Source organism: Sinanaerobacter chloroacetimidivorans (assembly GCF_018128545.1).
In the GTDB taxonomy this organism is placed as follows: Bacteria; Bacillota; Clostridia; order Peptostreptococcales; family Anaerovoracaceae; genus Sinanaerobacter; species Sinanaerobacter chloroacetimidivorans.
On record NZ_JAGSND010000006.1, the window covers coordinates 63,306 to 87,104 of the forward strand.

General features: G+C 42.8%; 23 protein-coding genes and 2 riboswitches. Of the genes, 9 read left to right on the top strand and 14 right to left on the bottom strand.

Features of this window, described 5'->3' with window-relative positions; genetic code table 11:
• Positions 1-75: 75 nt before the first annotated feature.
• Both KCX82_RS10360 and KCX82_RS10365 read right to left on the bottom strand, forming a co-directional pair.
• On the bottom strand, positions 76-846 hold the full coding sequence (locus tag KCX82_RS10360; RefSeq protein WP_227018393.1) for a dimethylarginine dimethylaminohydrolase family protein: 771 nt from the start codon (positions 844-846) through the stop codon (positions 76-78).
• Positions 847-1,041: 195 nt separating this feature from the next.
• Complete coding sequence (locus KCX82_RS10365; RefSeq protein WP_227018394.1) at positions 1,042-1,689, bottom strand: GntR family transcriptional regulator; 648 nt, start codon at positions 1,687-1,689, stop codon at positions 1,042-1,044.
• A gap of 270 nt (positions 1,690-1,959) precedes the next feature.
• On the opposite strand from KCX82_RS10365, the gene KCX82_RS10370 reads away from it, so the two are divergent.
• From KCX82_RS10370 to alr, 3 genes are all read left to right on the top strand, one after another.
• Entirely contained in the window at positions 1,960-2,637 is a 678-nt protein-coding gene (locus KCX82_RS10370; protein ID WP_227018395.1) for a YczE/YyaS/YitT family protein, read from the top strand.
• A gap of 32 nt (positions 2,638-2,669) precedes the next feature.
• On the top strand, positions 2,670-3,518 hold the full coding sequence (locus KCX82_RS10375) for a DMT family transporter (protein ID WP_227018396.1): 849 nt from the start codon (positions 2,670-2,672) through the stop codon (positions 3,516-3,518).
• 141 nt (positions 3,519-3,659) lie between these two features.
• The gene (gene alr / locus KCX82_RS10380) at positions 3,660-4,790 is read left to right on the top strand and encodes an alanine racemase (protein ID WP_227018397.1); all 1,131 of its coding nucleotides are present in this window, start codon (positions 3,660-3,662) and stop codon (positions 4,788-4,790) included.
• 62 nt (positions 4,791-4,852) lie between these two features.
• On the opposite strand, the gene KCX82_RS10385 is transcribed toward alr, so the two are convergent.
• From KCX82_RS10385 to KCX82_RS10400, 4 genes are all read right to left on the bottom strand, one after another.
• Positions 4,853-6,766, bottom strand: a complete 1,914-nt coding sequence (locus KCX82_RS10385; protein ID WP_227018398.1) for a sensor domain-containing diguanylate cyclase — start codon at positions 6,764-6,766, stop codon at positions 4,853-4,855.
• Between the two features lie 225 nt (positions 6,767-6,991).
• Positions 6,992-7,177: riboswitch (cobalamin riboswitch) on the top strand.
• The gene (locus tag KCX82_RS10390; protein ID WP_227018399.1) at positions 7,172-7,360 is read right to left on the bottom strand and encodes a hypothetical protein; all 189 of its coding nucleotides are present in this window, start codon (positions 7,358-7,360) and stop codon (positions 7,172-7,174) included. It overlaps the preceding riboswitch by 6 nt.
• Before the next feature lie 87 nt (positions 7,361-7,447).
• Complete coding sequence (locus KCX82_RS10395; RefSeq protein ID WP_227018400.1) at positions 7,448-7,609, bottom strand: hypothetical protein; 162 nt, start codon at positions 7,607-7,609, stop codon at positions 7,448-7,450.
• A 4-nt stretch (positions 7,610-7,613) separates the two neighbouring features.
• Positions 7,614-7,874: a hypothetical protein gene (locus KCX82_RS10400; RefSeq protein ID WP_227018401.1), complete on the bottom strand. Its 261-nt coding sequence runs from the start codon at positions 7,872-7,874 to the stop codon at positions 7,614-7,616.
• On the opposite strand from KCX82_RS10400, the gene KCX82_RS10405 reads away from it, so the two are divergent.
• Complete coding sequence (locus KCX82_RS10405; protein ID WP_227018402.1) at positions 7,864-11,925, top strand: S-layer homology domain-containing protein; 4,062 nt, start codon at positions 7,864-7,866, stop codon at positions 11,923-11,925. The two genes, KCX82_RS10400 and KCX82_RS10405, sit on opposite strands and share 11 nt — an antisense overlap.
• Before the next feature lie 71 nt (positions 11,926-11,996).
• On the opposite strand, the gene KCX82_RS10410 is transcribed toward KCX82_RS10405, so the two are convergent.
• The 6 genes from KCX82_RS10410 to KCX82_RS10435 are packed head-to-tail and all read right to left on the bottom strand — an operon-like array spanning position 11,997 to position 17,952.
• Positions 11,997-12,563, bottom strand: a complete 567-nt coding sequence (locus KCX82_RS10410; RefSeq protein WP_227018403.1) for a DUF2284 domain-containing protein — start codon at positions 12,561-12,563, stop codon at positions 11,997-11,999.
• A 17-nt stretch (positions 12,564-12,580) separates the two neighbouring features.
• Positions 12,581-13,306, bottom strand: a complete 726-nt coding sequence (locus KCX82_RS10415; RefSeq protein ID WP_227018404.1) for an ECF transporter S component — start codon at positions 13,304-13,306, stop codon at positions 12,581-12,583.
• Positions 13,273-14,988 carry an ABC transporter ATP-binding protein gene (locus tag KCX82_RS10420; protein ID WP_227018405.1) on the bottom strand — a complete coding sequence of 572 codons (1,716 nt, stop codon included), beginning with the start codon at positions 14,986-14,988 and terminating at the stop codon, positions 13,273-13,275. The genes KCX82_RS10415 and KCX82_RS10420 overlap by 34 nt, the downstream gene beginning before the upstream one ends.
• Positions 14,961-15,848, bottom strand: coding sequence for an energy-coupling factor transporter transmembrane component T (locus KCX82_RS10425; RefSeq protein ID WP_227018406.1), 888 nt, complete (start codon positions 15,846-15,848; stop codon positions 14,961-14,963). The genes KCX82_RS10420 and KCX82_RS10425 overlap by 28 nt, the downstream gene beginning before the upstream one ends.
• Entirely contained in the window at positions 15,845-16,546 is a 702-nt protein-coding gene (locus KCX82_RS10430) for a DUF4430 domain-containing protein (RefSeq protein WP_227018407.1), read from the bottom strand. The genes KCX82_RS10425 and KCX82_RS10430 overlap by 4 nt, the downstream gene beginning before the upstream one ends.
• 53 nt (positions 16,547-16,599) lie before the next feature.
• Positions 16,600-17,952 carry a stalk domain-containing protein gene (locus KCX82_RS10435; protein ID WP_227018408.1) on the bottom strand — a complete coding sequence of 451 codons (1,353 nt, stop codon included), beginning with the start codon at positions 17,950-17,952 and terminating at the stop codon, positions 16,600-16,602.
• 154 nt (positions 17,953-18,106) lie between these two features.
• Positions 18,107-18,229: riboswitch (cobalamin riboswitch) on the bottom strand.
• A gap of 185 nt (positions 18,230-18,414) precedes the next feature.
• Here KCX82_RS10435 and KCX82_RS10440 point away from each other — a divergent pair.
• The 3 genes from KCX82_RS10440 (at position 18,415) to trxA (ending at position 20,953) form a co-directional block, all read left to right on the top strand.
• Positions 18,415-19,737 carry an FAD-binding oxidoreductase gene (locus KCX82_RS10440; RefSeq protein WP_227018409.1) on the top strand — a complete coding sequence of 441 codons (1,323 nt, stop codon included), beginning with the start codon at positions 18,415-18,417 and terminating at the stop codon, positions 19,735-19,737.
• Positions 19,738-19,800: 63 nt separating this feature from the next.
• Positions 19,801-20,460 carry a glycoside hydrolase domain-containing protein gene (locus tag KCX82_RS10445; RefSeq protein ID WP_227018410.1) on the top strand — a complete coding sequence of 220 codons (660 nt, stop codon included), beginning with the start codon at positions 19,801-19,803 and terminating at the stop codon, positions 20,458-20,460.
• A gap of 181 nt (positions 20,461-20,641) precedes the next feature.
• Positions 20,642-20,953, top strand: coding sequence for a thioredoxin (gene trxA, locus KCX82_RS10450; protein WP_227018411.1), 312 nt, complete (start codon positions 20,642-20,644; stop codon positions 20,951-20,953).
• Positions 20,954-21,038: 85 nt separating this feature from the next.
• Here the strand turns inward: trxA and KCX82_RS10455 are convergent, their stop codons facing one another.
• A complete protein-coding gene (locus KCX82_RS10455; RefSeq protein ID WP_227018412.1) occupies positions 21,039-21,632 on the bottom strand; it encodes a hypothetical protein in 594 nt (197 codons plus the stop codon).
• 107 nt (positions 21,633-21,739) lie between these two features.
• Entirely contained in the window at positions 21,740-21,979 is a 240-nt protein-coding gene (locus KCX82_RS10460; protein WP_264373249.1) for a 4Fe-4S binding protein, read from the bottom strand.
• A gap of 264 nt (positions 21,980-22,243) precedes the next feature.
• Here KCX82_RS10460 and KCX82_RS10465 point away from each other — a divergent pair, with 264 nt between their 5' ends.
• Both KCX82_RS10465 and KCX82_RS10470 read left to right on the top strand, forming a co-directional pair.
• Positions 22,244-22,711 (top strand): DUF134 domain-containing protein, encoded by a 468-nt coding sequence (locus KCX82_RS10465; protein ID WP_227018413.1) that lies wholly within the window; start codon positions 22,244-22,246, stop codon positions 22,709-22,711.
• A 131-nt stretch (positions 22,712-22,842) separates the two neighbouring features.
• The gene (locus tag KCX82_RS10470) at positions 22,843-23,679 is read left to right on the top strand and encodes an Mrp/NBP35 family ATP-binding protein (RefSeq protein ID WP_227018414.1); all 837 of its coding nucleotides are present in this window, start codon (positions 22,843-22,845) and stop codon (positions 23,677-23,679) included.
• Positions 23,680-23,799: the final 120 nt, after the last annotated feature.

Below are 23,799 nucleotides of genomic sequence, written 5' to 3' on the forward strand. Positions count from 1 at the left end.
AATCACAAATTGTGGATTTGTAGATTTCTACTGCTCTTTATAATAAGCGATAACGGCAATTTTTTCACCCCGGAATTAAAATCTGAGGGACAGGCAGCTCAATCCGCCGTCCAGTTTTCTGTATTCCGAGGTATCAACGAGCAGAGTTTCATATCCCGCCTCTTCTATGGCCTTGGTCACCTCAGGGTAGCCCTCCGGAACAATTACTTTATCATTGACCCAGATACAGTTTGCTGCATAAGCTTCTTCTTCCGGAATCAGAATTTTCTTAAACGGTTTAAAATCATCCTTCTCAACAAATTCTCCTGCCACCAGCATGGTATTGTTTTCTATGTAGTTTACTCCGGTTTTCAGGTGAAGCACTTTTTCCAACGGTACTTCTGACCCGGTTAAGCCAAATCGCTCAAGGATCTCAATAAACTGCCGGATCCCTTCTTCATTGGTTCTTGCTGATCGGCCCACATAAAAATGATCTCCCACCATCATCACATCTCCGCCTTCCAACGTTCCCGGAGATTGAATGTAAGCAATTTTCTCTTCCGTATAAAATTTTTTAATTACCGGGATCATGGATTCCACTTCCTTATTGCGGGAAGCTGCTCCGGGGTTGGATATGATGGCACAGTTTCTTGTAAGAACCGCCGTATCCTCCACAAAACAGGAATCCGGGAAGCCCTCGTCCGCAGGCAGCACCAAAACCTCCACGCCGCATTGCTTCAAAGCCTCAATATACGTGTCATGCTGCTTCAGCGCCAGTTCATAATCCGGTTTCCCCAGCTCCGGCGCAGAGGTAATTCCTTCCGTCATGGCTTTGCATGGTCTTTTTACAATAACATTCTTAAACATTCTTTCAGTCCCCTTTCTATTTATATTATTCACAACAATGTATAATTATTAATATATAATATATTATATACAGTATATGTGTCAACACCTCAGATTATCGTTTTAAAAGAATTTTTTGGTCTGTTTTTTAAATAAAAAAAAGCAATTCATCTTTGTTCTGGACGAATTGCTTTTCTACAAAATAATTTAAAGTTTCTACAGACTTTCCATATATGCTTTTTGGGCATCCCAATGGACATTCCTCATATACTCCTCAAGTTCCTTCGAATTTTTATTCCTGAAAAGACCGAGCATTTCTTTATGCTCTTCATTGGTTGCAAACAAGACCTGCCGGATCTTATCCGGAGAATCCGGTTCATAATCCTTTTTCAGAAATTTCTTTTTCAATTGCATCAGGATCTGTGCTAAGCTTTTGTTGGGACAAACGGAAAGGTATACGTTATGGAATTCCTCCTGCAGCTTGTAATACATTCCGTAGTTACCCGTATCAATGGCAAGATCCATACTGCCGATATAATATTCCATCTCTTTCACATTTTGTTCGGTAAGATGATCACAAGCCAGGGAGGCAGCAAGCCCATCCAATACACCAATGATTAAATAGGTCTCTTTTGCTTCATCAACACTCAAATGCTTGATGACAAAGCCCTTTCTCGGAACATTTTCTAAAAGTCCCTCGGAAGAAAGCTGAATCAATGCCTCCCTCACAGGTGTTCTGCTGATATTCAGCTTTTCGGAAATGCTGTTTTCATTTACCTTTTCTCCCGGCAGCAGATTTCCTCTATTGATTTGATCTGCAATATAATTATAAACATGATCTTTCAGGGTTAAAAACTCTTCCATATGCTCCCTTTCTTGTCTTCCCAATTTTCCGAAACTGCAGACTCCAGTGCCTTGTAACATCTAATTGCTGCAACATTTAAGAGTTACAGAGGACTAGGTAAAGTATATCGCTTTTCCTTCCTATTTTCATTATCTTTTTTCAAATATAGGTAATTTTGTCTGAAGATCCTGTTTTTTTATGCTATAATTATTGTTTAGATCAAACCATTCTCTCAGCATTTGTTTTGTTCTGCGAGCATCTCATATATGGCTGGTATTTAGGAGGCATTCATGAATTATAAAACAAAAACAATTATGGTCTGTATCGGACTCATCCTTAACGGCATTGCGGTCAGTTTCTATCTGTTATCCGGATTTGGGGCAGATTCCATCAGCGTTTTTAACGCCGGGCTTGCCAATACCTTCGGCATTACGGTTGGTTTGGGAAGTTTGGCTTTTTATTTTATCGTTATCGTTGTTACCGCTTTCGTCGATCGGCATTATATCAGCGTGGCAACAATCTTATCCCTGATCATTGTGGGGCCTTCCATCGATATTTTCATGAAATTATTTTCTCATGCCGTGACTCCAGAGTCCCCCATGATCATCCGGCTGCTCTTTTTTACCATGGCTTTTTTATGCCTGGCCTTTGCAGTGGCTTTGTATCTTTCAGCGAATTTCGGAATTTCTGCGGCAGATATGATCCCTGTGATCGTTGCAGATAAAGCGCACCTGCAGTTCCGGTATTGCAAGATTGCCTTTGATATCACCGTAGTGGTGATCGGCTTTTTTCTGGGAGGAGCCTTCGGGTGGGGAACCATTTTTATGGCCATCTGCAACGGGCCTACCATCCAATTTTTCAGAAACCAAATCGAATCCAGGCTGGTCGCTCCGTTAATCCAAAAAGAAAATTCACAAGATTTACAAGATGCACAAGATGTAGAGGAAACAGAAAAGGCGTGCAAATGAAACTTATACAAAAAACAAATTTCACATTCACAATGAAACAAAAAGGGATTTTACTGATGCTTCTATCTGCATTATTATTTTCTGCTATGCAGATCGTCATCAATCTCACAGGCGATCTTCCGCTTATGGAGCAGGTCTTCTTCCGGAACATCGTCAGTGTCCTTCTTTGCTATCCTATTTTAAAAAGGAAGGGGCTTTCCATCTTTGGCGAAAAACACCAGCAGCCTCTGCTTTTTATGCGTTCCGGCTTTGGGTTATTGGGCCTTGTCTCCCTGTTTTATGCAGCATCCCGGGCAAACCAGGCCGATATCACGATTCTGAGCAAGCTTTCCCCCTTTTTAGTCACTCTGTTTGCTTACCTTTTTTTAAAAGAGAAAATTGCCCGAATTCAAATTCCGGCACTGATTATTGCTTTCGGCGGGGCATTTTTAGTGGCAAATCCAGCCTTTCAGTCCAATTTATTTCCTTTGTTTATGGCGTTTTTATGTGCAATTTTCTCCGGTATTACCTTTACTCTTTTGGCTTATTCCAAAGACAAAGCAGATGTTATTACCGTCATTATGCATTTTTCGTCCTTTTGCGTGGCCGTCTCCATTCCTTTTATGGTCATGAATTTTGTAGTCCCCGATCTGAAGGAGTTTGTTTTCCTAACCTTGATCGGCTTATTTGGCTCTTTTGGCCAGATCGCACTCACCTATGCCTATCGTATGGCTCCGGCCTCCGAGGTTAGTATTTATAACTATTCCGGCATTGTGTTCTCCATGATCATGGGTTATTTCATTCTCGGCGAAGCCATTTCCCACACCTCATTCCTGGGAGGTGCTCTGGTAGTCCTTGCTTCCTTGCTCACTTACCGCTATTCTCCTCAGGATGCAAATTAATTTGCTCTTGTTGACGAAAAGAAAGAAACCGTTATATAATCAATTTCGAAAAACGATACCAGTTAAAAAACCTTGTATGAGTAACTGAGATTTTAAGCGATTCATCAAGGGTAAAATTGACTTTGAAAGGAAGCTATATTTATGTTCAAGGAAGCAATCAGACCGGCTTGGGCAGAAATCAATTTAAGCAATATCGATTATAATATCAAGCAGATTATCAATAAAGTCGGGAATAAGGAAATTATCGGCGTTGTCAAGGCAGACGGCTATGGTCACGGAGCTTTAGCGGTTTCCCAGGTATTATTGGACAATGGTGTAAAAACTCTGGCGATTGCCACCCTGCAGGAAGCCATTGCTTTAAGGGAAGGCGGAATCACCTGTCCCATTATTATGCTGGGTGTTACTCCGGAGCTTTATGCCGATGTTCTGCTGAAGTACGACATCACTCCGGTGACTGCCTCTTTTGAGAATGCAAAAGCCATTTCCATAATGGCAGAAGAAGCTGGTAAAACAGTAGTGGCCCTTGTGGCAGTAGATACGGGAATGGGCAGAATCGGGTTTCTGCCAAACGATCAGAGTGCTGAGGAAATTCTGCAGATCAGCAAGCTTCCCAACTTGAAAATCAAGGGGATATTCTCCCATTTTGCCACCGCCGACGAAAAGGATAAAACCTATGCCAACGCACAGTTATCCAACTATGAAAAGTTTTACGACAAATTAAAAAGCAATGGCCTTGACATTGCCTTCCGTACCTTTGCCAACAGTGCGGCTATCATGGAAATCCCTGCTTCACATTTTGATGCAGTAAGGCCTGGAATCATTCTTTATGGGTGCTACCCCTCTGCCGAGGTGGATAAAAGCCAGCTTTCCATAAAGCCTGCCATGTCCGTAAAAGCGAATATTATTCATCTCAAAAAAGTAGACGCCGGATTCTCCGTAAGCTACGGAAGAAAGTTCACGACGGAGAAGGAAAGCCTCATTGCAACCCTGGCCCTTGGTTATGCAGACGGTTATCCCAGATATCTGTCCGGAAAAGGGCGTGTCATCGTCAATGGCGTATATGCTCCCGTGGTGGGCAATATCTGCATGGATCAGTGCATGGTGGATGTTACACAGGTACCTGATGTAAAGCTGGGGGACGAAGCGGTTCTCATGGGAAGCCAGGGTGATTTAACCATTCTGGCAGATGAAATCGGAGAAAAGACCGGAACCATCAACTACGAAATTGTCTGCGCCTTCGGACAGCGCCTGCCGAAAGTCTATGTAAAATAAGATAAAGAAAGAAGCCAAGGATCATGATATGCTTATCATAACAGGCTTCTTTTTTTCGTTTCTCAGCGGCTGCTTACCTTCATCAATTCTTTGGGGCCACAAAAGGAAAATGTGCCTTTTCTAACATTTTTACAAGTATATAAAGCCCTGTCCGCCGCTTCATAGAGCTCCTCATAGGTCGTGCCATCTTTATCATAAATGGCGATACCAATGCTTGCAGAAACAGAAATCTGTTTATTTCCTCCAATATCTTTATCCTTGAAAATTTCACAGACTGCTTTTGCTTTATTTGTAATGAAATCCAAGCTTTCTATATCCTTCACCAGAACCATGAATTCATCCCCGCCGATTCTGCCTTTTATGTCTGTTGACCGGAATATTCTATTAATGGCTGTACCCATTTCGGATATGATAAAATCTCCCTGCCGATGACCGTGATCGTCATTGATCAATTTAAAGTCGTCAATATCTATGATAAAAATTGCGTGGGTTCCGTTACGTCCTTCACCCTTCAGATAAAGGTTTATCATATCCTCGGTAGTCTGCTTGTTATATACACCCGTGGCGGAATCCATAACAGCCAGTTCTTTAAAGCGTTCCATTTCCATCTTCTTATCATTGATATCTTCAATCTTGCCGATAACTCGAACGAGCCTGCTGTCATTGTCAAAAATTCCGGTCAGATAAATATGTACCCATATATATTCGCCATCTGCCCTGACAATACGGACCTCCGTTTCACACAGGTGCTTCTGTTCTTTCATACTCTCATACATTTCAACGAGCCTCAGCAAATCATCAGGATGGATGTAATCTCTTTCTAAAAATCCCAGAAAACCGCGTTTTCTTGGTTCGTAACCGAAGGTTTTTTTAAAGTTTGATGTATGGTAGTAAGTTTTTGCAACGGTATCATACTCAAATATAATATCATTACTCTGCTCCATGATCATACGATAGCTCTCATCGTTGACAGACTGCTGTTTCAAACGATATTCCAATCGCTTGACATTCTGGCTGCGAATATAACTAAAGTACATTCCCATAGTACCCAATATGATGACAAGATAGATCAGCGAGGGAATCAGATCGCCATATATTGCATGAAACTGAACTTTTACAGTCTGGGCAGGAATCAGTGTTATCAAAAACCATTGATTGATTCCCAATGGATGATAGCTTACATAAAGATCTTCACTGCCGCTTGTATACCGAAGGACTCCGTCCTTACCCCCAAGGATATCTTTTTTCAGTTGTTCACCGGCTTGTCCTTCCAGATTCCACCCTTCGGCTATCCTCGCTAAAGCATTATCATATTCTTTGCTGCCGGATAGCTTCCCGGGAACAAAAACTGGATTTCCATTCGCATCGGCAAGCAAGGTATGATTTTGGTCGTCCAAGTTTTTCGGCCAGGCAAGATTGCGAAAGAAGCTCCCGGAATAATAAGCAACAAGGACCCCTTCCACATTGTCATTTTTGTAAATCGGCACCCCATATACAAATATGGTGTCCTTCCCCATTTTCCGGGAGTTGTCTGCAGCTGCAAAAGCTTCTCCCGAGAACAGATTCTGTATGTAAGAGTTATTAGCGGATAAGATCGAGGCTCTTGCTTCCTCGTTCAGAATGGTTTTTTCAGGCATGACTAGGTCACCATTTTTCAGAATGATATTGTACTCAAGGAAATCCTGGTTCTTTTGTTCAGTAATGATTTTGGCAATTTCCTCAGAGCGTAGCTCCAGTTTCTCAATAGTGTGGGATAGAACATCAAGATCTTTAAATTTTTCATTGATCTGATGGTTGATTATTGATGCGCTTTGTAAAGAAAATACCGAAAGATAAGACTGACTTGTCTCATTTATTTTTTGTTCCATATATTTAGATTGGGCAATGGATAATGTAAAAATCAAGACAACACAAAGAGTAGCTATTACGCATTTCACAACTATCCTCTTCTCGATCTTCTGCATTTCTGACTTCAAGATCCATTCCTCCTCATAGTAGTAAAACATACCCTGTTAATACCATTTTATTCCGAATAACTGTAAAAGTCAAACCAAAAGAAAGCTCTATTTTTGTTGAAGTTTAGCACAATTTCTATATTTTATAGGAACCAAGTCATAAAACAGTCATAAGTAAATTTTTTCCCCCTCTCCAGGGAAAAAACATATTGATTTTCCAGGAGATTACTGATAAGATGATAGCGTAATTTCATAGCAGTTTTATGTTCCGTCCCTCCCACAGAGGGTCGGCTAAGAGGGAAGCAGGTTCAAGTCCTGCGCGGTCCCGCCGCTGTAAGCGTGTAGTTATTTTCAGATCCACTGAATTTTTCGGGAAGGAGAAAATAATGGCAATACGCAAGCCAGAAGACCTGCATAAAACGAGAATCACACCAACGGGCAATTGGTTAATGATTTCACTGCAGTAAATACGGAGCTGCGGCTTTTTGGCCGCAGCTTTTTGATTGCCTTTAGAACGTTGCCTTTTTGCCACAGCTTTAGCTGTACCGGCAAAACGGACAGCGCAGCAAGCTTCGCTTGCCAGGAGTTCCCTTTGGAACGTTGCCTTTTTGCCACAGCTTTAGCTGTATCGGCAAAACGGACAGCGCAGCAAGCTTCGCTTGCCAGGAGTTCCCTTTGGAACGTTGCCTTTTTGCCACAGCTTTAGCTGTATCGGCAAAACGGACAGCGCAGCAAGCTTCGCTTGCCAGGAGTTCCCTTTGGAACGTTGCCTTTTTGCCACAGCTTTAGCTGTACCGGCAAAACGGACAGCGCAGCAAGCTTCGCTTGCCAGGAGTTCCCTTTGGAACGTTGCCTTTTTGCCACAGCTTTAGCTGTATCGGCAAAACGGACAGCGCAGCAAGCTTCGCTTGCCAGGAGTTCCCTTTGGAACGTTGCCTTTTTGCCACAGCTTTAGCTGTATCGGCAAAACGGACAGCGCAGCAAGCTTTGCTTGCCAGGAGTTCCATTTATGGAATGTTGCCTTTTCATCCGCAGGGGCGGCAGCGAACCGGATTTGCGACCGGTCTGGTGCTTCCTCTGCTCCTTTTAGTTCTGAAATTTGAATGGAGGAAATTCTCATGGGAAACAAAAGAAAAAACAGGGTAATCGCGTTTGCATTGATCGCAGCACTTCTTTTTACCAGCATCGGATTGTCCGTCTTATCAGCGCCCTCCTATGCTGCCGATGGAGGAGGGACAAGCCCTAGTACAATAGAGGTTACTGTACGTATTGAAGACGATGACAGCACTCTGCTGGCCCCCACTGCTTTGGAGGTTGAAAGATTTGACATCTTGCCTTTTATAACAGGGCCTGCCGGTTCCTATAATGAACCAACTCAAATCTATTCAATCCACGCACTCATTGAAGCGATTTTTTACGATAACTTTGGGTATGATCCTACATCTGATGATTTGGCCTCTCCTGCGGCAATCAGCAGCATAAAAGAGGATCTTACTTTTGTGGTTGGGTCTTATGGTCTTTCTTTAAGCTCTATCTATGGGAATTCAAACTTAGTAATGTCCTCTGTCAACAATAGCAGCGGCTTTGGTATCGGCAGCGACCTCCTTTCCAATGGCGACACTCTGGTTTTCTACCCTTGGAGTGACCGTAGCTATAATGAACTAGCGTATTCGTACTTTACACAAAGCGAAGTACAAGGTGTAGGGAACAATTCCGTCATATTATCTTTAAAAAGTATTATATATGATATTTATTGGAACAGCTCCATAACGGCAGTTGACAATGCTACTATATTGATCAACAATGAGCGGTCGGAGTTTACTACAAATAGTAATGGTAACGTTTCGTTAACCTTTGATTCTCCAGGAGAGTATATCATATCTGCGGAAAAAGGCTCGCCCAATACTATAAGCCGGCCTTATTGCAAGGTTACCATTGAAGAAGGAATCGGATTATCCAGTTTTATTATCAACACACCGGATCAATGGGGAAATTTTTACCCTACTGATGTTCTTTCGTTGATGGATTCTCATTATTCATATGAAATCTCAGTAAATAACGCAGTTTCAACCTTCAGCGCCATTGCAGTTTCATCGGAGACTGACGCAACCATAACAGCAGACTATACGAAAGCGGACGGAACACAAACCTCGAAGGAAATCGTCAGCGGGGAAGCATTTGCATATGATCTTGCAGTCGGCAGAAATATATTAGAATTGACTTTGGAAAAAGATGGAGAAATCAAATCTTACAGGGCTACCGTGATACGGAAACCCGTACTAGCCTCCTTGGAAGTCAATTTGCCTGGCGGTACGGGATCAACGTTATCTCTCACCGGTGCGGAATCGACCAGACTGAATATCGCAGACAGCAATATTACAGGAATCAGTGCGGTTGCTAACAAGGCCCATAGCGGCCAGAACATTACGGCAAGATATACAAAAGCAGGCGGAACCATCAGCAGTCCCGTTACGATGGAAAATGGACTCGAAACAACACTTCCCAACAGTATCGGGAACGGGGTAAACACGTTCCAGTTTACCGTTACGGAAAACCAGGCATCCAGCACATATACATTGATCATTTACCAGGTTGGCAGTGAGTCTTCAGATACAACGATCACCACGATGATTAACACCATAGCCTCCGGCGACTTTACCTATGACAGTGACTGGATATTCTCCATGGCGGCTGCCGGAAAAGCTTCCCTGATCAGTCCTGAGGATAAAAACAATTATTTATCCAGTGTATTGATACAGGCAAGATCCTCCGGTACAGATGTTGCAAGGCTTGCCAAAATGATTATTGCGCTTACTGCCATGGGCATCGATCCGCGTCAGGTTCCGGACGCAGAGGGGTTCCCAATCAATCTGGTGTCCAAACTATCAAATGCGGCTACTACCGCTGATCTGGGGCTCTATGGTATCTATACGGCTCCTTATATCCTGCTGGCTTATGACTCCGGACAGTATGAAGTAGATCCCACAGCAAGTCTTTCAAGAAGAGAAGTCCTGGATTACATTTTAGAGAATCAGAGTTCCAATGATTACTCCTGGTCAGGGGATGTTGATACCACGGCTATGGTACTTCCGTGTTTATCCGCCTACCGTACGGTTAATAGGGAAATAACAGATGGCGCTACCATAGACAAAGTGAATACGGCAATTAACAATGCTGTTTCCTGGCTATCCGCACAGCAGGGAGCCGACGGAAGCTTTTCCTCCTGGGGCTCAAAAAATTCCAATTCCTCCTCAGCTGTCGTTATAGCGTTGTCTTTATTAAACATCAATGCAGATACTGACAGCAGGTTTGTAAAAGGAAGCATCAGTGCATTGGATGATCTGCTGTCATATAGGACCACAGACAATCGCTTCGGTTATTTAAATAATAGTTATAATGCCTATGCCACGCAGCAAGGCTTTGAAGCTTTAGTTTCCTATAAAAACTTAATGGCAGGCAACGGCGGTAACATTTTTAAATTCAGTCCCCTTGTTACCTTATATGATCAATGGCCTGATGCAAAGATATTAACGGATATTCTGGTAACGTCCTATCCGGCGACCCATGATAAAGGAGTAAAGCTGACTCCGAATGACCTGGAGGTAAAGGCCAAGTACAAGTCGGATAAAGGTCAGGAGCTTGTTGTCCTCTCCGGCAGTGATTACACGATTTCGGATTATGACTATCAAACAACAGGTTCAAAAACCGTCAGGGTGAGTTACCAGGGAAGAACCGCATCATTTGTCGTCACCGTTATCGACCCCAACGCTCCTGTACTGGAGTTCAAAACAATCAAGCTTTCTGTTCAGACAAAGAAGGGTTACCTTATCAAAAACAAAACCTATGTGATCGAAGAAAAGGTTACCACTGTTTTAGATGCATTAAAATCAGCTTTGGCAAAAGAAGGCTATACCGTTGAATTAAATGCTGCCGGGAATTATGTAGAACGAATTGACGGTATCGGCGAGTTTGATCTCGGTGCAAATTCAGGCTGGCTTTACTCTATTAACGGTTATACGCCGCCAACCACATCGGCTGATGATTACATTCTTAGGGACGGCGATGTTGTTCTTTGGTATTACACGCTTGATTACACAAAGGACCCAAGTTCTGAGCAATGGGTGGATAAGGAGGAAAATGCTTCCGTTATAGAAGCAGTCGTAGATAGCTCCGGCAAAGCCACGGCTACCATAGCGAAAAAAGACTTCAGCGCCCTTGTAACAGACAAAGTAAACTCCCTGAAAATTAAGAGCGATATCGCAACCCTTACCTTCGATCAGAATGCAATTAAAACCATTTCCGAAGGGGGAACCGGAGATATTAAAATCACGGCGGCAAAGCTCGATACTTCCAAGCTTTCAGATGCAGAAAAGAAACAAATCGGAAATCGTCCGGTTTATGAGTTTACCGTTACAAACGGATCGAAAACTATATCGGACTTCCATGGTAGGGTTTCCGTCAGCATACCATATACCCCGGCCTCCGGCGAAGATCCCAGTGCCTTGATCATTTATTATCTTGACAGCAATGGAAAACTTGAAATGGTGAAGGACTGTAAATACGACAGTACTGCAGGAACCGTTGTGTTTAGCACAAACCATTTCTCTAAATATGTAATCGGCTATCAGGAAGTTTCCTTCCAGGATGTAAACGGACACTGGTCCGAAACGAACATTCGTTACTTATCTGCAAGAGGAATTATAAACGGTAAAGCAGAGAACAAATTTATGCCCAATGACTCCATTACCAGAGCAGAATTTGTAACGATACTCGGGAATAAACTGGGGGTTGATTTCAGCAAATACAGTCAATCGTCATTTAGCGATGTAAGGCCGGCCGACTGGTTTGCAGGTGCCGTGGCATGGGCCTCAGGGAACGGAATCGTAACAGGTTCCGATGGCAAATTCAGACCAAACGATAGAATCAACAGACAGGAAATGGCTGTTGTTCTGGATCGCTACATGACGGATATAGAAAAGAGGAGCATGCCCCAGGAAACGAAAACCTCCGTCTTTTATGACCAAAACAAAATTGCTTCTTATGCAAAAGCTTCGGTAAGTAAGATGCAGCAGCTTGGCATTATCAACGGAAAAACTTCAACCAGCTTCGCTCCCGATGACTATGCAACCAGAGGAGAGGCTGCTAAGATGATCACGATTATGATAAAGACCGGAATTTAACGATCATATAGAAAGACCTGCTAATGGCAGGTCTTTCTTATAATCATTTCAATATTGTATATACCTTTACGTTAAAATTCTATATTGGCGTCGTTGCTCAGGAAACCATTCACCAGAGTGAAGTATTCCGGCAGGCTGTCTTCCATCCATTGAAGTTCGATTCCAAGCAATTTGCTTGTAGTTTTCCCTACATTTCCCCCAATGGACTCTATGGAATAACGCATGAATCCGGGGTTCCGGCAAGGCTCCTTCAGTTGTTTGGCACATTGTTCACAGCTATGGCAGCTTCCTGCAGAAAGGCTGATACTTCCCGGATACTTCTCTTCCAACAGCATCAGTTTCTCCGATAAAAGTTCCTTTTCCTGTCTGAGAACCTCTTTCATATACTGCTGCATCTCTTCTTTATCAGTTAGTTTCTCGATGGTATCCTTATCGAAGATAATTTTAGTTCCTAAAAGATAAATGTACCGATACTGTCTCCAATAGTCCTCAGGATGAAAGTCATAGGGCGGGCAAGACCATATTTTGCCGTAATTTCCGCATTCCTTGCAGCATTCCAAAAAGGTCTCCACATCCACATAATTTTCAAGATAGTCTTCGATAGTCGTTTTCCCTTTACATTCTTCTTTACGATACAACCTCTCCACCCTCCTTACTATTCTACCAATCCATACTTTATTTTTATACGCTCCAGCTTTTCTATCATCGGATTAGCCAGAAAAAACAAAAATATCACCGTAGCCACCGCATGAATCAGGTTGAACCAGAAGCCGGTACCGTAGACCAGTGCAGCTGTTTCCCAGGCCGGATCAGGAGTAAACATCAGGATCGTCCAAATGTCAATAATTCCGCCATAGATAAAGAAAGCGGCTAATCCACCGAAAATACAGAGCTGAAGCCTGTTTTTCTTCAGCAAGCCTTTTTGAAAAAGCACTCCTGCCAAAAATCCGATGATGCCGAAGCAAAACATTTGCCAAGGGGTCCAAGGCCCTTGACCGAAAAAGAAGTTAGAAATAAAGCCGGTCATTGCTCCTACTAAAAATCCTACCTCTCCGCCAAGACATACGCCGGAGATGATAACGATGGCAACAACAGGCTTAAATTGGGGCAGCATAAAAAATGCTGCTCTGCCGGCCACCGCAATGGCAATCAATACGGCAATCAGGATCAGTTCCCTGGCCTGAGGCTTCCGGTCTTCAAATACCATAAAGAAGGGTACCATAGTCAGGCAAATAATAACCAGACTCACCACGTAGTATTTTCTGTCATCGAGAAAATACATGCCAAAGAATATGGCAGCAGGTATCATAATCAGAATCATAAACGCGGCAGCAAGAGTCCTCTTCCTTAGCCCTGATTTTTCATTAAGTTCTGATTGCATAAATAAATCACATCCTTCGCAGTCACTGCATTGTCAAAGATATGCCGGGACATCCGATTGGCAGCAGTGGTATAAAAGCTGTTCCCGGAAAAAAATTTGTTTGGTGTATTCATCGTTACGATATTCCCGTCAAAAAACATTGCACATTGATCCCCATACTTTGCACAGAATTCAATATCATGGGACACCATAATAATCGTTACTCCCCGTTCCAAAAGCTTATTTAAAATATCGGCAAGCTTTTCCTTAAAATGACTGTCGATGCCCTTTGTCGGCTCATCCAAAAGCAGGATGGCCGGATCCAGCAGCAGAACCTTTGCCAAAGCTGCACGCTGTTGTTCCCCGCCGCTTAAATCATAAGGATGCATTTCCAGAAGATGATCAATTTCCACCAGTTCAGCCATCTTCAGCACCTTAGCCTTTTTCTCCTCTCTGGAAATGGGTTCTCTGCTCAAAATTTCAAGTAAATCCAACTCCAGCGTCTTCTCCACAAAGAGAGACTGCGGATTTTGAGGAAGCACCCCCAGACCGCCTCTAAACAGCTCTTTGTCTGTATATTTGCCGATCTCTTTGCCTTGAATCAGCACCTTTCCCCTTTGCGGCTTTAAAATACCGCTGATAATGGAAAGGGCCGTAGATTTGCCCGTCCCGTTGCCTCCCACGATACAGAAAAGCTGTCCCCTGGGAATGCGGAGGGATAAATCTTTAATGACAAAAGGCTCTTTCTTGTCATACTGAAACCAAACCTCTTTCAAATCAACCACAGTCTCTGCCTTTGATGCTGACTGACAGGCAGACGCCGTGCCTTCCTTTTCATCTTTTATCGCAGTATGTACGATGTCATGACCCTGAAAAGCCAACGTCATCCAATTTCGTCCATCTCTGACCGTGATAGGGCAGGTCTTTTCGTGATTCTTTTTTACCTCTTCAAAGATCTGCATAGGACTTGGCATCGCTTTAAACATGTCATGATTCATTCTGTGCAGTGCATCCCCTACTTTCTGGGGAATATCGTCCAAAAGCAAATACCCTTTATCCAGTACGATTACCTTATCCGACATGGGTAAGACCTCTTCCAGTCTATGCTCTGTCATAATAACTGTGGTTCCGATCTCCCGATTGATCTTTTTTACAGTATCCAGAAAATCGCCGGCAGAAATAGGGTCAAGCTGTGAGGTTGGTTCATCCAGAATCAGAATATCCGGCTGCATCGCCATGATGGATGCCAAATTCAATAATTGTTTCTGCCCGCCGGACAGCTCTTGCACATTTTTCATAAACCAGCTTTGAATGCCGAAAAAGCTTGCCATTTCAGCCACCCTCATCCGTATGGTTTTCGTATCATATCCCAGGCTTTCCAAGCCAAAAGCCAATTCATGCCAAACCTTATCCGTTACAATTTGGTTATCCGGATTTTGCAGGACATATCCGATTCTTTTGGACTGTTCCCGCATATTCACCTCTGACAGCTTTCTGCCATAGAAAAATATCTCTCCTTCTTTTCTTCCATGGGGAGCCAGCACCGTTTTCAGATTTCTGAGAAGAGTACTTTTTCCGCACCCTGATTTGCCGCAGACGGTTACGAATTCACCATACTCAACAGTAAAATTGATATTTTTTAATGCCGGTATTTCCTTCATCGGATAGCAGAAGGTTAAATTTTCGATTGTAAATGCCGCCATTTCAGTTCCTCCCTAAGATCCAGTATGATAGGAGAAAAGCAGAGCAAGGCATATGCAAAGAAAATAGCGATGCTGAATCCCGTAATTTCTACTATCTTTATTGATGGAAAATATTGAATTGTATTCTGTCCAAGAAATGCGCCTGTCAATATAAACAAGATAAAAGCAGCCATAATAAGAAGCAAGCCTTTATCTCTGCTGTCAAATCGAAAAATGGAAAAGCTCGTGCGCCCTTTTAGGCCATATCCTCTGGAACGCATGGAATCGGCAGTCTCAATTGAATTTTCCAAAGCCCAGGTGATCATAATGGACAAGATCTTCACCCCATGTCCGGCTCTTTCCAGCATGCTGCCGTTACTAACATCTCTGCCTACACATTTCTGAGCATTGGATATTATCTTAATCTGCGCCTTAAACTTAGGTACAAATCGAAGCACCATGGAGAAGATCAGAGACAATGCCGGTATGATGCGGCCAAATAAATAGATAAATTTATCGGATGTCATCACTGCATTATAGCAGGAAAACCATAGTATGACAGCAGCAAACATAAGGCCTGCAACGATTCCATAGACAATGGATTCCAGCGTGATGGGGTTGTCTCTGAAATACCATAAAATCGTAATGCCTTCGTGATTAAATAACGGATTTATCATGGAAATAACAATCATACCGGGCAGCAGGTACAGCAAATTGAATTTGACTGCTTTCCTTCCATTTAAATAGATCGAATAGGTAAAGGCCGCCACAACGGAGATGCCTAACAAAACCGGGTGGAGGAAAAACATGCTAAAGCTGATCACTGCAGCAAAAAACATAAAATTAATAATGGGATGATAGGTTGCAAAGGTATCCTTCATTCTGCCTGCTGCTCCTCTTTCTGATTTTGTGAATTCCAGTCTCCGCCTACATCGGCGCCAAGGTCACAGGTGTACACCCATTCCACTTTGTCGCCGTCCTTCAGCACGTATCGGCTGCTGCCGTAATTGGGAAACCAGTCGTTGACCTTATACATCCAACCCGACAGTTCACCGCAGTCAAACTCATAGATATTGTTAATTCCTTCTATATAATTGCTGTTATAAATAGGAGTGGCAACGAATTCCATGTGGATTTTCTGTTCTCTGGTTACACGCAGCAAGAGGTCAAAAACACTTTCCCCTTCATAAAACTCCACAGAGTTTGCCTGATAAATGCTCCCATTTTTCGGAAGTACTTCCAGCTTGGCCTGATCAAATTGATCCATGTTATCCAGTATGGTATCGCAAGAGATGGTTAAGGATGCGTGATATGCTTCCTTTTTATCGATTTGTGTTTTTTGGGGCTCCACAGGAGCAGGTTTCCCTTCCGGTACTTTTTCTGTCTGATATTGATCGAGTTTTTCAGGCTGAACAGCCTCCAGAGCAGAGTCGCTTGCTTCTTCACCGCTGTTCTCTGTATTGGTCAGATTCGTTTCAGGCACCGGGGTTTGATCCGGCGCAGAGCCCTCTCCTTTGCATCCGGTAAATACGGCAAAACACAGCATCAGCGCCAGGCAAAGCAATAACCGCTTTTTCATTACTTACTCCTTTCCGGTAGTACACGTCCTAATGAAATAAAATGGAAACTTTTTTAATTTTTAATAATAACGGTCTTCGTGGTCTGATCCCAGCTTACGTCTGCATCCAGACTTTCTGAAACAAACCGAACGGGCACCATGGTTCTGCTATTAATGAGTTTTGCAGGCACACTAAGCGTTTGCGGAACACCATTCACAGTAGCCGTTTGGTTGCCTATCACAAGTACTATGGTTTTATCTCCGAGGATGGCTGTCACCTTTTTTTCCGCCGGGTCCCAGGTCAAGGCCGCGCCTATGGCTTCAAAGATCACTTTCATGGGAACCAGCACGCTGCCATCCTGGTTCACCGGAGGCTGATCAAAGGTCAGATAGGTTCCGTTATACTTTACCTTTATTTCGGAGCTTTGGGCTATTACGTCCGTCATATCATAAAGTGTGTTTTTCCCATCCAGGTACCTGCTGTAGGCTGCCAGGGCATAAAGCCCCTGTTCTGTAGCCATTAAGTCCGAATTTCCATCAGGAGTATGGCGGAAGCTGCCCTCCGATAAATAGTAATCCATTAAAGCAGATAGGTTTGCTTTTGCATCCATTCCCAATGCAGCTTTGCCTATAATGACCTGTATAATGCTCTCTGAGGTCTTTTCCCCCCAGGTTTCAAAACCCCCGTCGGAATTCTGAATCCGGTTGAGAACTGAAAGGGCCCGGTCGATGGCAGCTTTCACCTTAGGTTCGTTTTTGTATTTTGCCAAGGCCTGCAAAGCCATGCCGGTTATATCCGGATCCGGTACATTTCCCGTCAGAGAAAAGCCGCCTTGGATACCATTGGCATCTGTGATTTCCTTGCTTAAAATATAATCAATGAGCATCTCTCTTGTAGTTTGTACTTCCGCATCGGCAGATGCAGGAACAGAATAATTTTTACTGTCAAAGGCAATTAAAGCAAAGATCGGACCGTTAATGCCCTGTTTTTTAACATTGTTGAAATCTGACAGCTTTTCAAGCAGGTTGTATCCGCCGACATTGGTAACGTCCTTGCCAATGGCGGTAAGGGCAAGAACCAGCCGGGAATACTCCGTATACTTGGTTTTCGTTAAAACCCCATCTTTTTCTTTCAGCTCCGCCACAACGTTCTGATAATAGTTATCGTAATAGTTTTGAGGCACCCCAACACCGCTGCGGGCAAGGCCCAATACGGACCACTCCCCTCCAATTGATGAAATTACAGGGTTTTTGACAGTGTTAACAATATATTTACTTATTGTGTTAAGTTTTGTCGAAACGTCTGCTTTCGTTAAACCGGCGGTTTGGCTGCCCTCTGCAAAAGCAAAAATGGGCATCGCAAATAACAATGTGAACACAAGTAAAATACAGACCGGTATTTTGAATCCCTTCCTCGAACTTCTCATTAAAAATCCCACCCTTTCTATAGAGAAATCTTCTTTATCGAAGCTGTATATTAAAAAATGCATCCTGGCTAAACGCAGGATGCATCATTGCGAAACAACAGCATCTTAATTGACTGCATACCCCATAGCCTGTGAAGCTGCAGCTTGAAGCATCTGGTGCTCCAGAATATTGGCAGGTTTTCCGACTATACGGCAGCAGGACTGTTCAGGACTTTCACCCGATTCCCTATTATTTGATTGCGCTTCTACTACGCACACCAATATCCTTTGCTATGTACTTATTTCTATGCCATTACTTTATCATAACCGACTTTACAAAGCAAGAATTGAATAGAAAACTGTTCACCTGAATTTCTCACATGGCCAGAAATAGAATTTCGTCCATCAGTTCTTTTTCTTCTGATTTTGCATAAGGATTTGTATAAAGCTCTCTGCGTCTCACATTTTAAGGAGGTATACCCTATGGTAAACATGGAAGGACTGACCGGGCGTGTAATCCTGCAAGGCTCACCTGGCTATGACGAAGCAAGACAAAATTATAACGGCCGCTTTAACAAATTCCCTAAAATAATCGTTTACTGTGGGGTCACTCAGGACGTTGTCAATGCAATCCTATGGGTACGTAAGCACAGGCTCCCGTTTCGCATCCGTGGCGGCGGACACAGCTATGAAGCATTTTCCCTTGTTAACGGCGGTCTCATCATTGATGTCAGCGGGCTCCTAACGCTGCAAGTCAATAGAGAGCGCGGCACAGCACAGATAGGCGCAGGGTTCCGTTTGCTTCCTTTGTACCAAGCGCTTTGGGATCAAGGAGTAACCATCCCTGCCGGGACTTGTCCGACAGTCTGTATATCCGGAATAACACTCGGAGGAGGCTACGGATTGTTATCCAGGCTATTTGGAATGACCTGCGATAACCTCCTTGAGGTGGAAATGGTTACAGCGCAAGGCAAAATTATCCGTGCCAATGACAGTCAACATCGCAATCTATTTTGGGCCTGCCGCGGCGGGGGAGACGGCAGCTTTGGTGTGATTACATCCTTTACCTTTCGAGTTCATCCGATTGGGAATGTCGCTCGTTACAGAATAACATGGAACTTTGCCGACCTCAGAAAAGTGGTGCGTTATTGGCAGATGTGGGCTCCCCATACCGATTTCCGTCTAACCTCTTTGCTATTACTTCCTGCGCAAAATCAGGGCGATCTACGTTCCAGCGGCGTATTTGTCGGCTCAGAACAAGAGCTCAGGCAGATTTTACACCCCCTGCAAGAGGCGACTCGGCCCAAGACCGCTGAGTTCCATTCCACTACTTGGATCGAAGCAGCCCGTTTGTTCGCGGGACGACCCGTAAAGCAAGAGAAATTTAAAAATTCTTCTGCCTATGCCTACGAACCTTTGTCAGATGCAGCTCTAGACATACTGATTCATAACCTGCAAACCGTACCCGGCCCGGCTAATGTGGCGGCCTTTGACTCCTATGGGGGGGCGATTGGCCAAGTACGCGCCGATGCAACGTCATTCGTGCATCGTAAGGCCTTGTTCGTGATCCAATACCAATCCTATTGGGAGCAAGATGCGGAAGCAGATAAAAACATCCAATGGATCGAGCGATTTCGTACCTCTATGCTCCCCTATACTCGCGGCGCATTTCGCAACTACTGCGACTCCTTGATCCCTGATTGGCCTGCTGCATACTTCGGAGATAACTTCGCCAGGCTGAAGAATGTTAAACAAATATACGATCCTGAGAATCTTTTTCGCTTTGAACAAAGCATTCCAAAATAAAATATATTCAGTAAGTAATCTTAAGAAAAATTCTTCGAAGTACTCTGCATAGCGTATAGGGGGGTGTTGGAATTGGCAATTTACGAATGGGGGGTTGACTCCGCCGAGAATGTAACGGAAGATTTATTTCAATGTGTTTTGTGTAATTTCGGATATCCGAAATTTTGGGGAAGATACCTGGTAAGAGTTCCTGGTGTTTCAGAAGGGCTAACAAAACAGGAAATCACATTGATTCGAAGTAAAGGTATAAAATTATTACCTATTTATAATTTTTTTCAAGAGGCAATAGGATATATGCAGGGAAGAGAAGCTGCAAATCTTGCAGTATTTCATGCTCGAAATCTCGGAATACCGAAAGGTACTCCATTATTTGCGAATATAGAGCGATTTTTTCAAATTGATCACGAATGGATTCAAGGTTGGACGGAGGCAATACTTACAAGCGGATATAAAAGCGGTATTTACAACGATCCGGTGACAGGTGGTTTTAGTAAAGCGTTTTGTAATGCAGCAAAGGAAAATAAAAAAATAAAAATGCTGAATATATTATGGAGCGCCGAGCCGGAGTTGGAACCTAGCGGTCCTTGGAATCCTCCAAATTATAGACCGTTGGCCCCTCATTGCGGCGGAAGAGTATGGGCTTGGCAATACAGCAGAAAGGTAACTCAGTGTTCAATTGATACTAATTTAGCCAACAGCAGCTTAGTAAATATTCTATGGTAATATTCCCAGACCCATCAAAAATTTTTTTTAAATAATTAAAGTTTTTGTGATTTAGTTACAGATAGAATTTTTTAGATGATTATAATGGAATTATAGAACAAATAATAATAAATATATTTTCTAATTTGTTCACCAAAATCGCTATTGCTTATTAATAATAATAAATAAGGAGTTGAATAAAATGAGTGCATTAACAATTACGAAAGAAAATTTTGAATCTGAGGTTCTGCAATCTGATAAACCGGTATTACTTGATTTCTGGGCAGCCTGGTGCGGACCCTGCAAAATGGTTTCACCGGTTATTGACGAAATTGCCAGTGAAATCCAGGATGCTAAGGTATGCAAGATCAATGTAGATGAGCAACCGGAGCTTGCCGCCAAGTTTAAAATTATGAGCATTCCCACGCTGGCTGTCATGAAGGGCGGTGAGGTCATCCAAACTGCAGTAGGCGCAAAACATAAGTCGGCGATCCTGTCCATGCTTAACGCCTGATCCATGCTCAGGCGTTTGGCAGGAGCAAAACATCAAAAAATAGACTATGTTGTTGAATTATTTTACACATAGTCTTTTTTAGTTTTCAGGTCCTGGCAGGACTCATTCCGGATGCAATAATCCCCTTTGCCATATAGCTGCCCATAAGAACAGCCGTATCCTCCAGTTTTTTATAAATTGTATTCTCCAGATCATAATTGCCTTGCATCTGAGCCACGATTCCATCTATTGTCGTTTTGATATATTGATCCAGAAAATTTCTCCATATGTTCTCGTCCCAATAAATATTAATTTTAGAAAGGAATGATGCCAGTTCACCAGCACTTCTATACCATCGGGCTGTACTTGTGTTTACCAGCTCCGTATCTCCTTTATACATGCCATCAATTACATTCATGGCGCTGATAATAAAATTGGTCAAATGGTTTACAAAATCCTGTGCTACTTTTGTGCCATAAAATAGACTTATCGTTTCATAAAAATCTGAAGGCGCACTGTATAATTGATTTGCAATCGCCTCTAAATTCGGCAGATTATAGACAGTAGAACGTAAATAAGCTCTTGTCCAAGAGGCAATATTCATCCAGTATCTTAGGAATGCAATAATGATATTCATTTGCTCATGAGTGATTAAGTAGGGTGTTTCCGGAATTGTCCCTTCCTGGTTACGGTTAACCATTTGATATGTCTCCTTAAAGAATCGAATACTACAATATATGAAAAAGGACTTCTTTTGGTTTGTTTTTAACTCAAAAAGAAGTCCAGAATTATCTTTAAGGTCTAACCTTATTCCAGTGCAAGAGCCCTCATCGGACAGAACTTTACGCATTTACCGCATTTGATGCAGATATCCTCATTCACCTCGGGCGCTGCATTTCCTTTCTGAGACAATGCACCTACCGGACAGATCCTAACGGACGGGCAGGGATGGTTTTGAGGACATCGGCTTACCTTTACCACCAAATTCTTATCATTTGCAGATTCTTTATTATTATTTTCCTTATGGATTTGAAAAAATTTGTTCATAGTTATTTCCCTCTATTCCTTACTTATGATTCATTTTCTCCTATTATACCGTATCCAGACTGATCCTTCTGTGATTTAATCACTTGAGAACTCCAAAGAATCAATGATTTTACTTTAATTTATTAAGGTTCTTTTCCAATGTTGACAGAAGAATTGAATCCCGATAAACTATAACCAGACTTTTGGTCTTGATCTTTACGTAAAATATAAATCATTTAATTATAAATCATTTAATATATAAATTTTTCAATGGAGTTGATAAGATTGGCCAGACCCACAAAATGGAGAAAAATCGAGAATATACCGGCAATCCCTTACTTTGTTCCTTCAGAGCAGGACATCCCTGAACTGCCGAAAAATGTTTTAAAGCTGGAAGAGCTTGAGGCCATAAGGCTGAAGGACCTGGAAGGACTGGAACAGGAAGAATGTGCTTCCAGGATGGAAGTTTCCCGTCCTACCTTTCAACGTATCCTGATTTCTGCAAGGGAAAAAATTGCCGACAGTCTGATAAATGGGAAAACCATTTTGATAGAGGGCGGCAACTTTACCAGAAACATCTGCCCGGTAAAATGTTCCGGCTGCGGCAAGGAATGGATGGAAAGCTTTGAAAAGCTGGATGCTATTAAACATAAGGAATATGTCTGCCCAAGCTGCGGCTCTCCGGATATAACTTGTGAAAAAAGCTGCAAAGGAAAGTTCTGCCATAAAAATTGTTGTCATCACAGTCTATAATTGATTTCATTTTTTTAGTATATTTGGCAACAATAAACCAGGGGGTTTATTGACATATGTCCAAAACAGAGTATACTAAAATCGTAACGAGTATATGCTAAAATGAAAATCAATAAAAGGAGAGCATAAAAATGAGCGAAAATTGCAGCAAAACCTGCAGTACCTGTGATAAAGATTGCAGCGAAAGAGAAGAGCAGCCGAAAAGTCTGGTAGAAAAGCCTCACGATTACAGTAATATTAAGAAAGTAATCGGTATTGTCAGCGGAAAAGGAGGCGTAGGCAAGTCTTTGGTAACCTCTATGCTGGCAGTATCCATGAGGCGGATGGGATATAGCACAGCAATTCTGGATGCCGACGTTACAGGCCCTTCCATTCCAAAAGCCTTTGGCATTAAGAAAAAAGCCGTAGCTAACGAACTAGGAATCCTCCCGATCGAAACCAAAACCGGCATTGATATTATGTCGGTGAATCTCCTGCTTGAAAACGACACGGATCCTGTTATCTGGAGAGGTCCGATTATCTCCGGAATGGTGAAGCAATTCTGGACTGATGTCATATGGGGTGATATTGATTATATGTTTGTTGATATGCCGCCGGGAACAGGTGATGTATCTTTAACGGTCTTCCAGTCTTTACCGATCGATGGAATCGTTATCGTAACTTCCCCTCAGGAATTGGTCTCCATGATAGTCTCAAAAGCCGTAAAAATGGCAGATATGATGAATATCCCCATTCTGGGGCTGGTAGAAAATATGTCCTATCTGGAATGTCCTGACTGCCATAAGCAGATCAAAGTATTCGGAGACAGCCACATAGATACCATTGCAGAAGAATACGGAATTCAAGTGATTGCAAAACTTCCGCTAAATCCTGAAATCGCTTCTCTTTGCGATAAGGGGATGATAGAACTTCTGCAGGGAGACTATTTAAATGAAATTGTTGATAAAATAGAAAAAGTGACAGAATAAATAATAATGGAAGCCGCCCGCCGGGGGAAAGCGAAATGGAAGCTGCCCGCCAGGAAAAAGCGAAATGGAAGCTGTCTGCCAGGAAAAAGCGAAATGGAAGCTGCCCGCCAGAAGAACGCG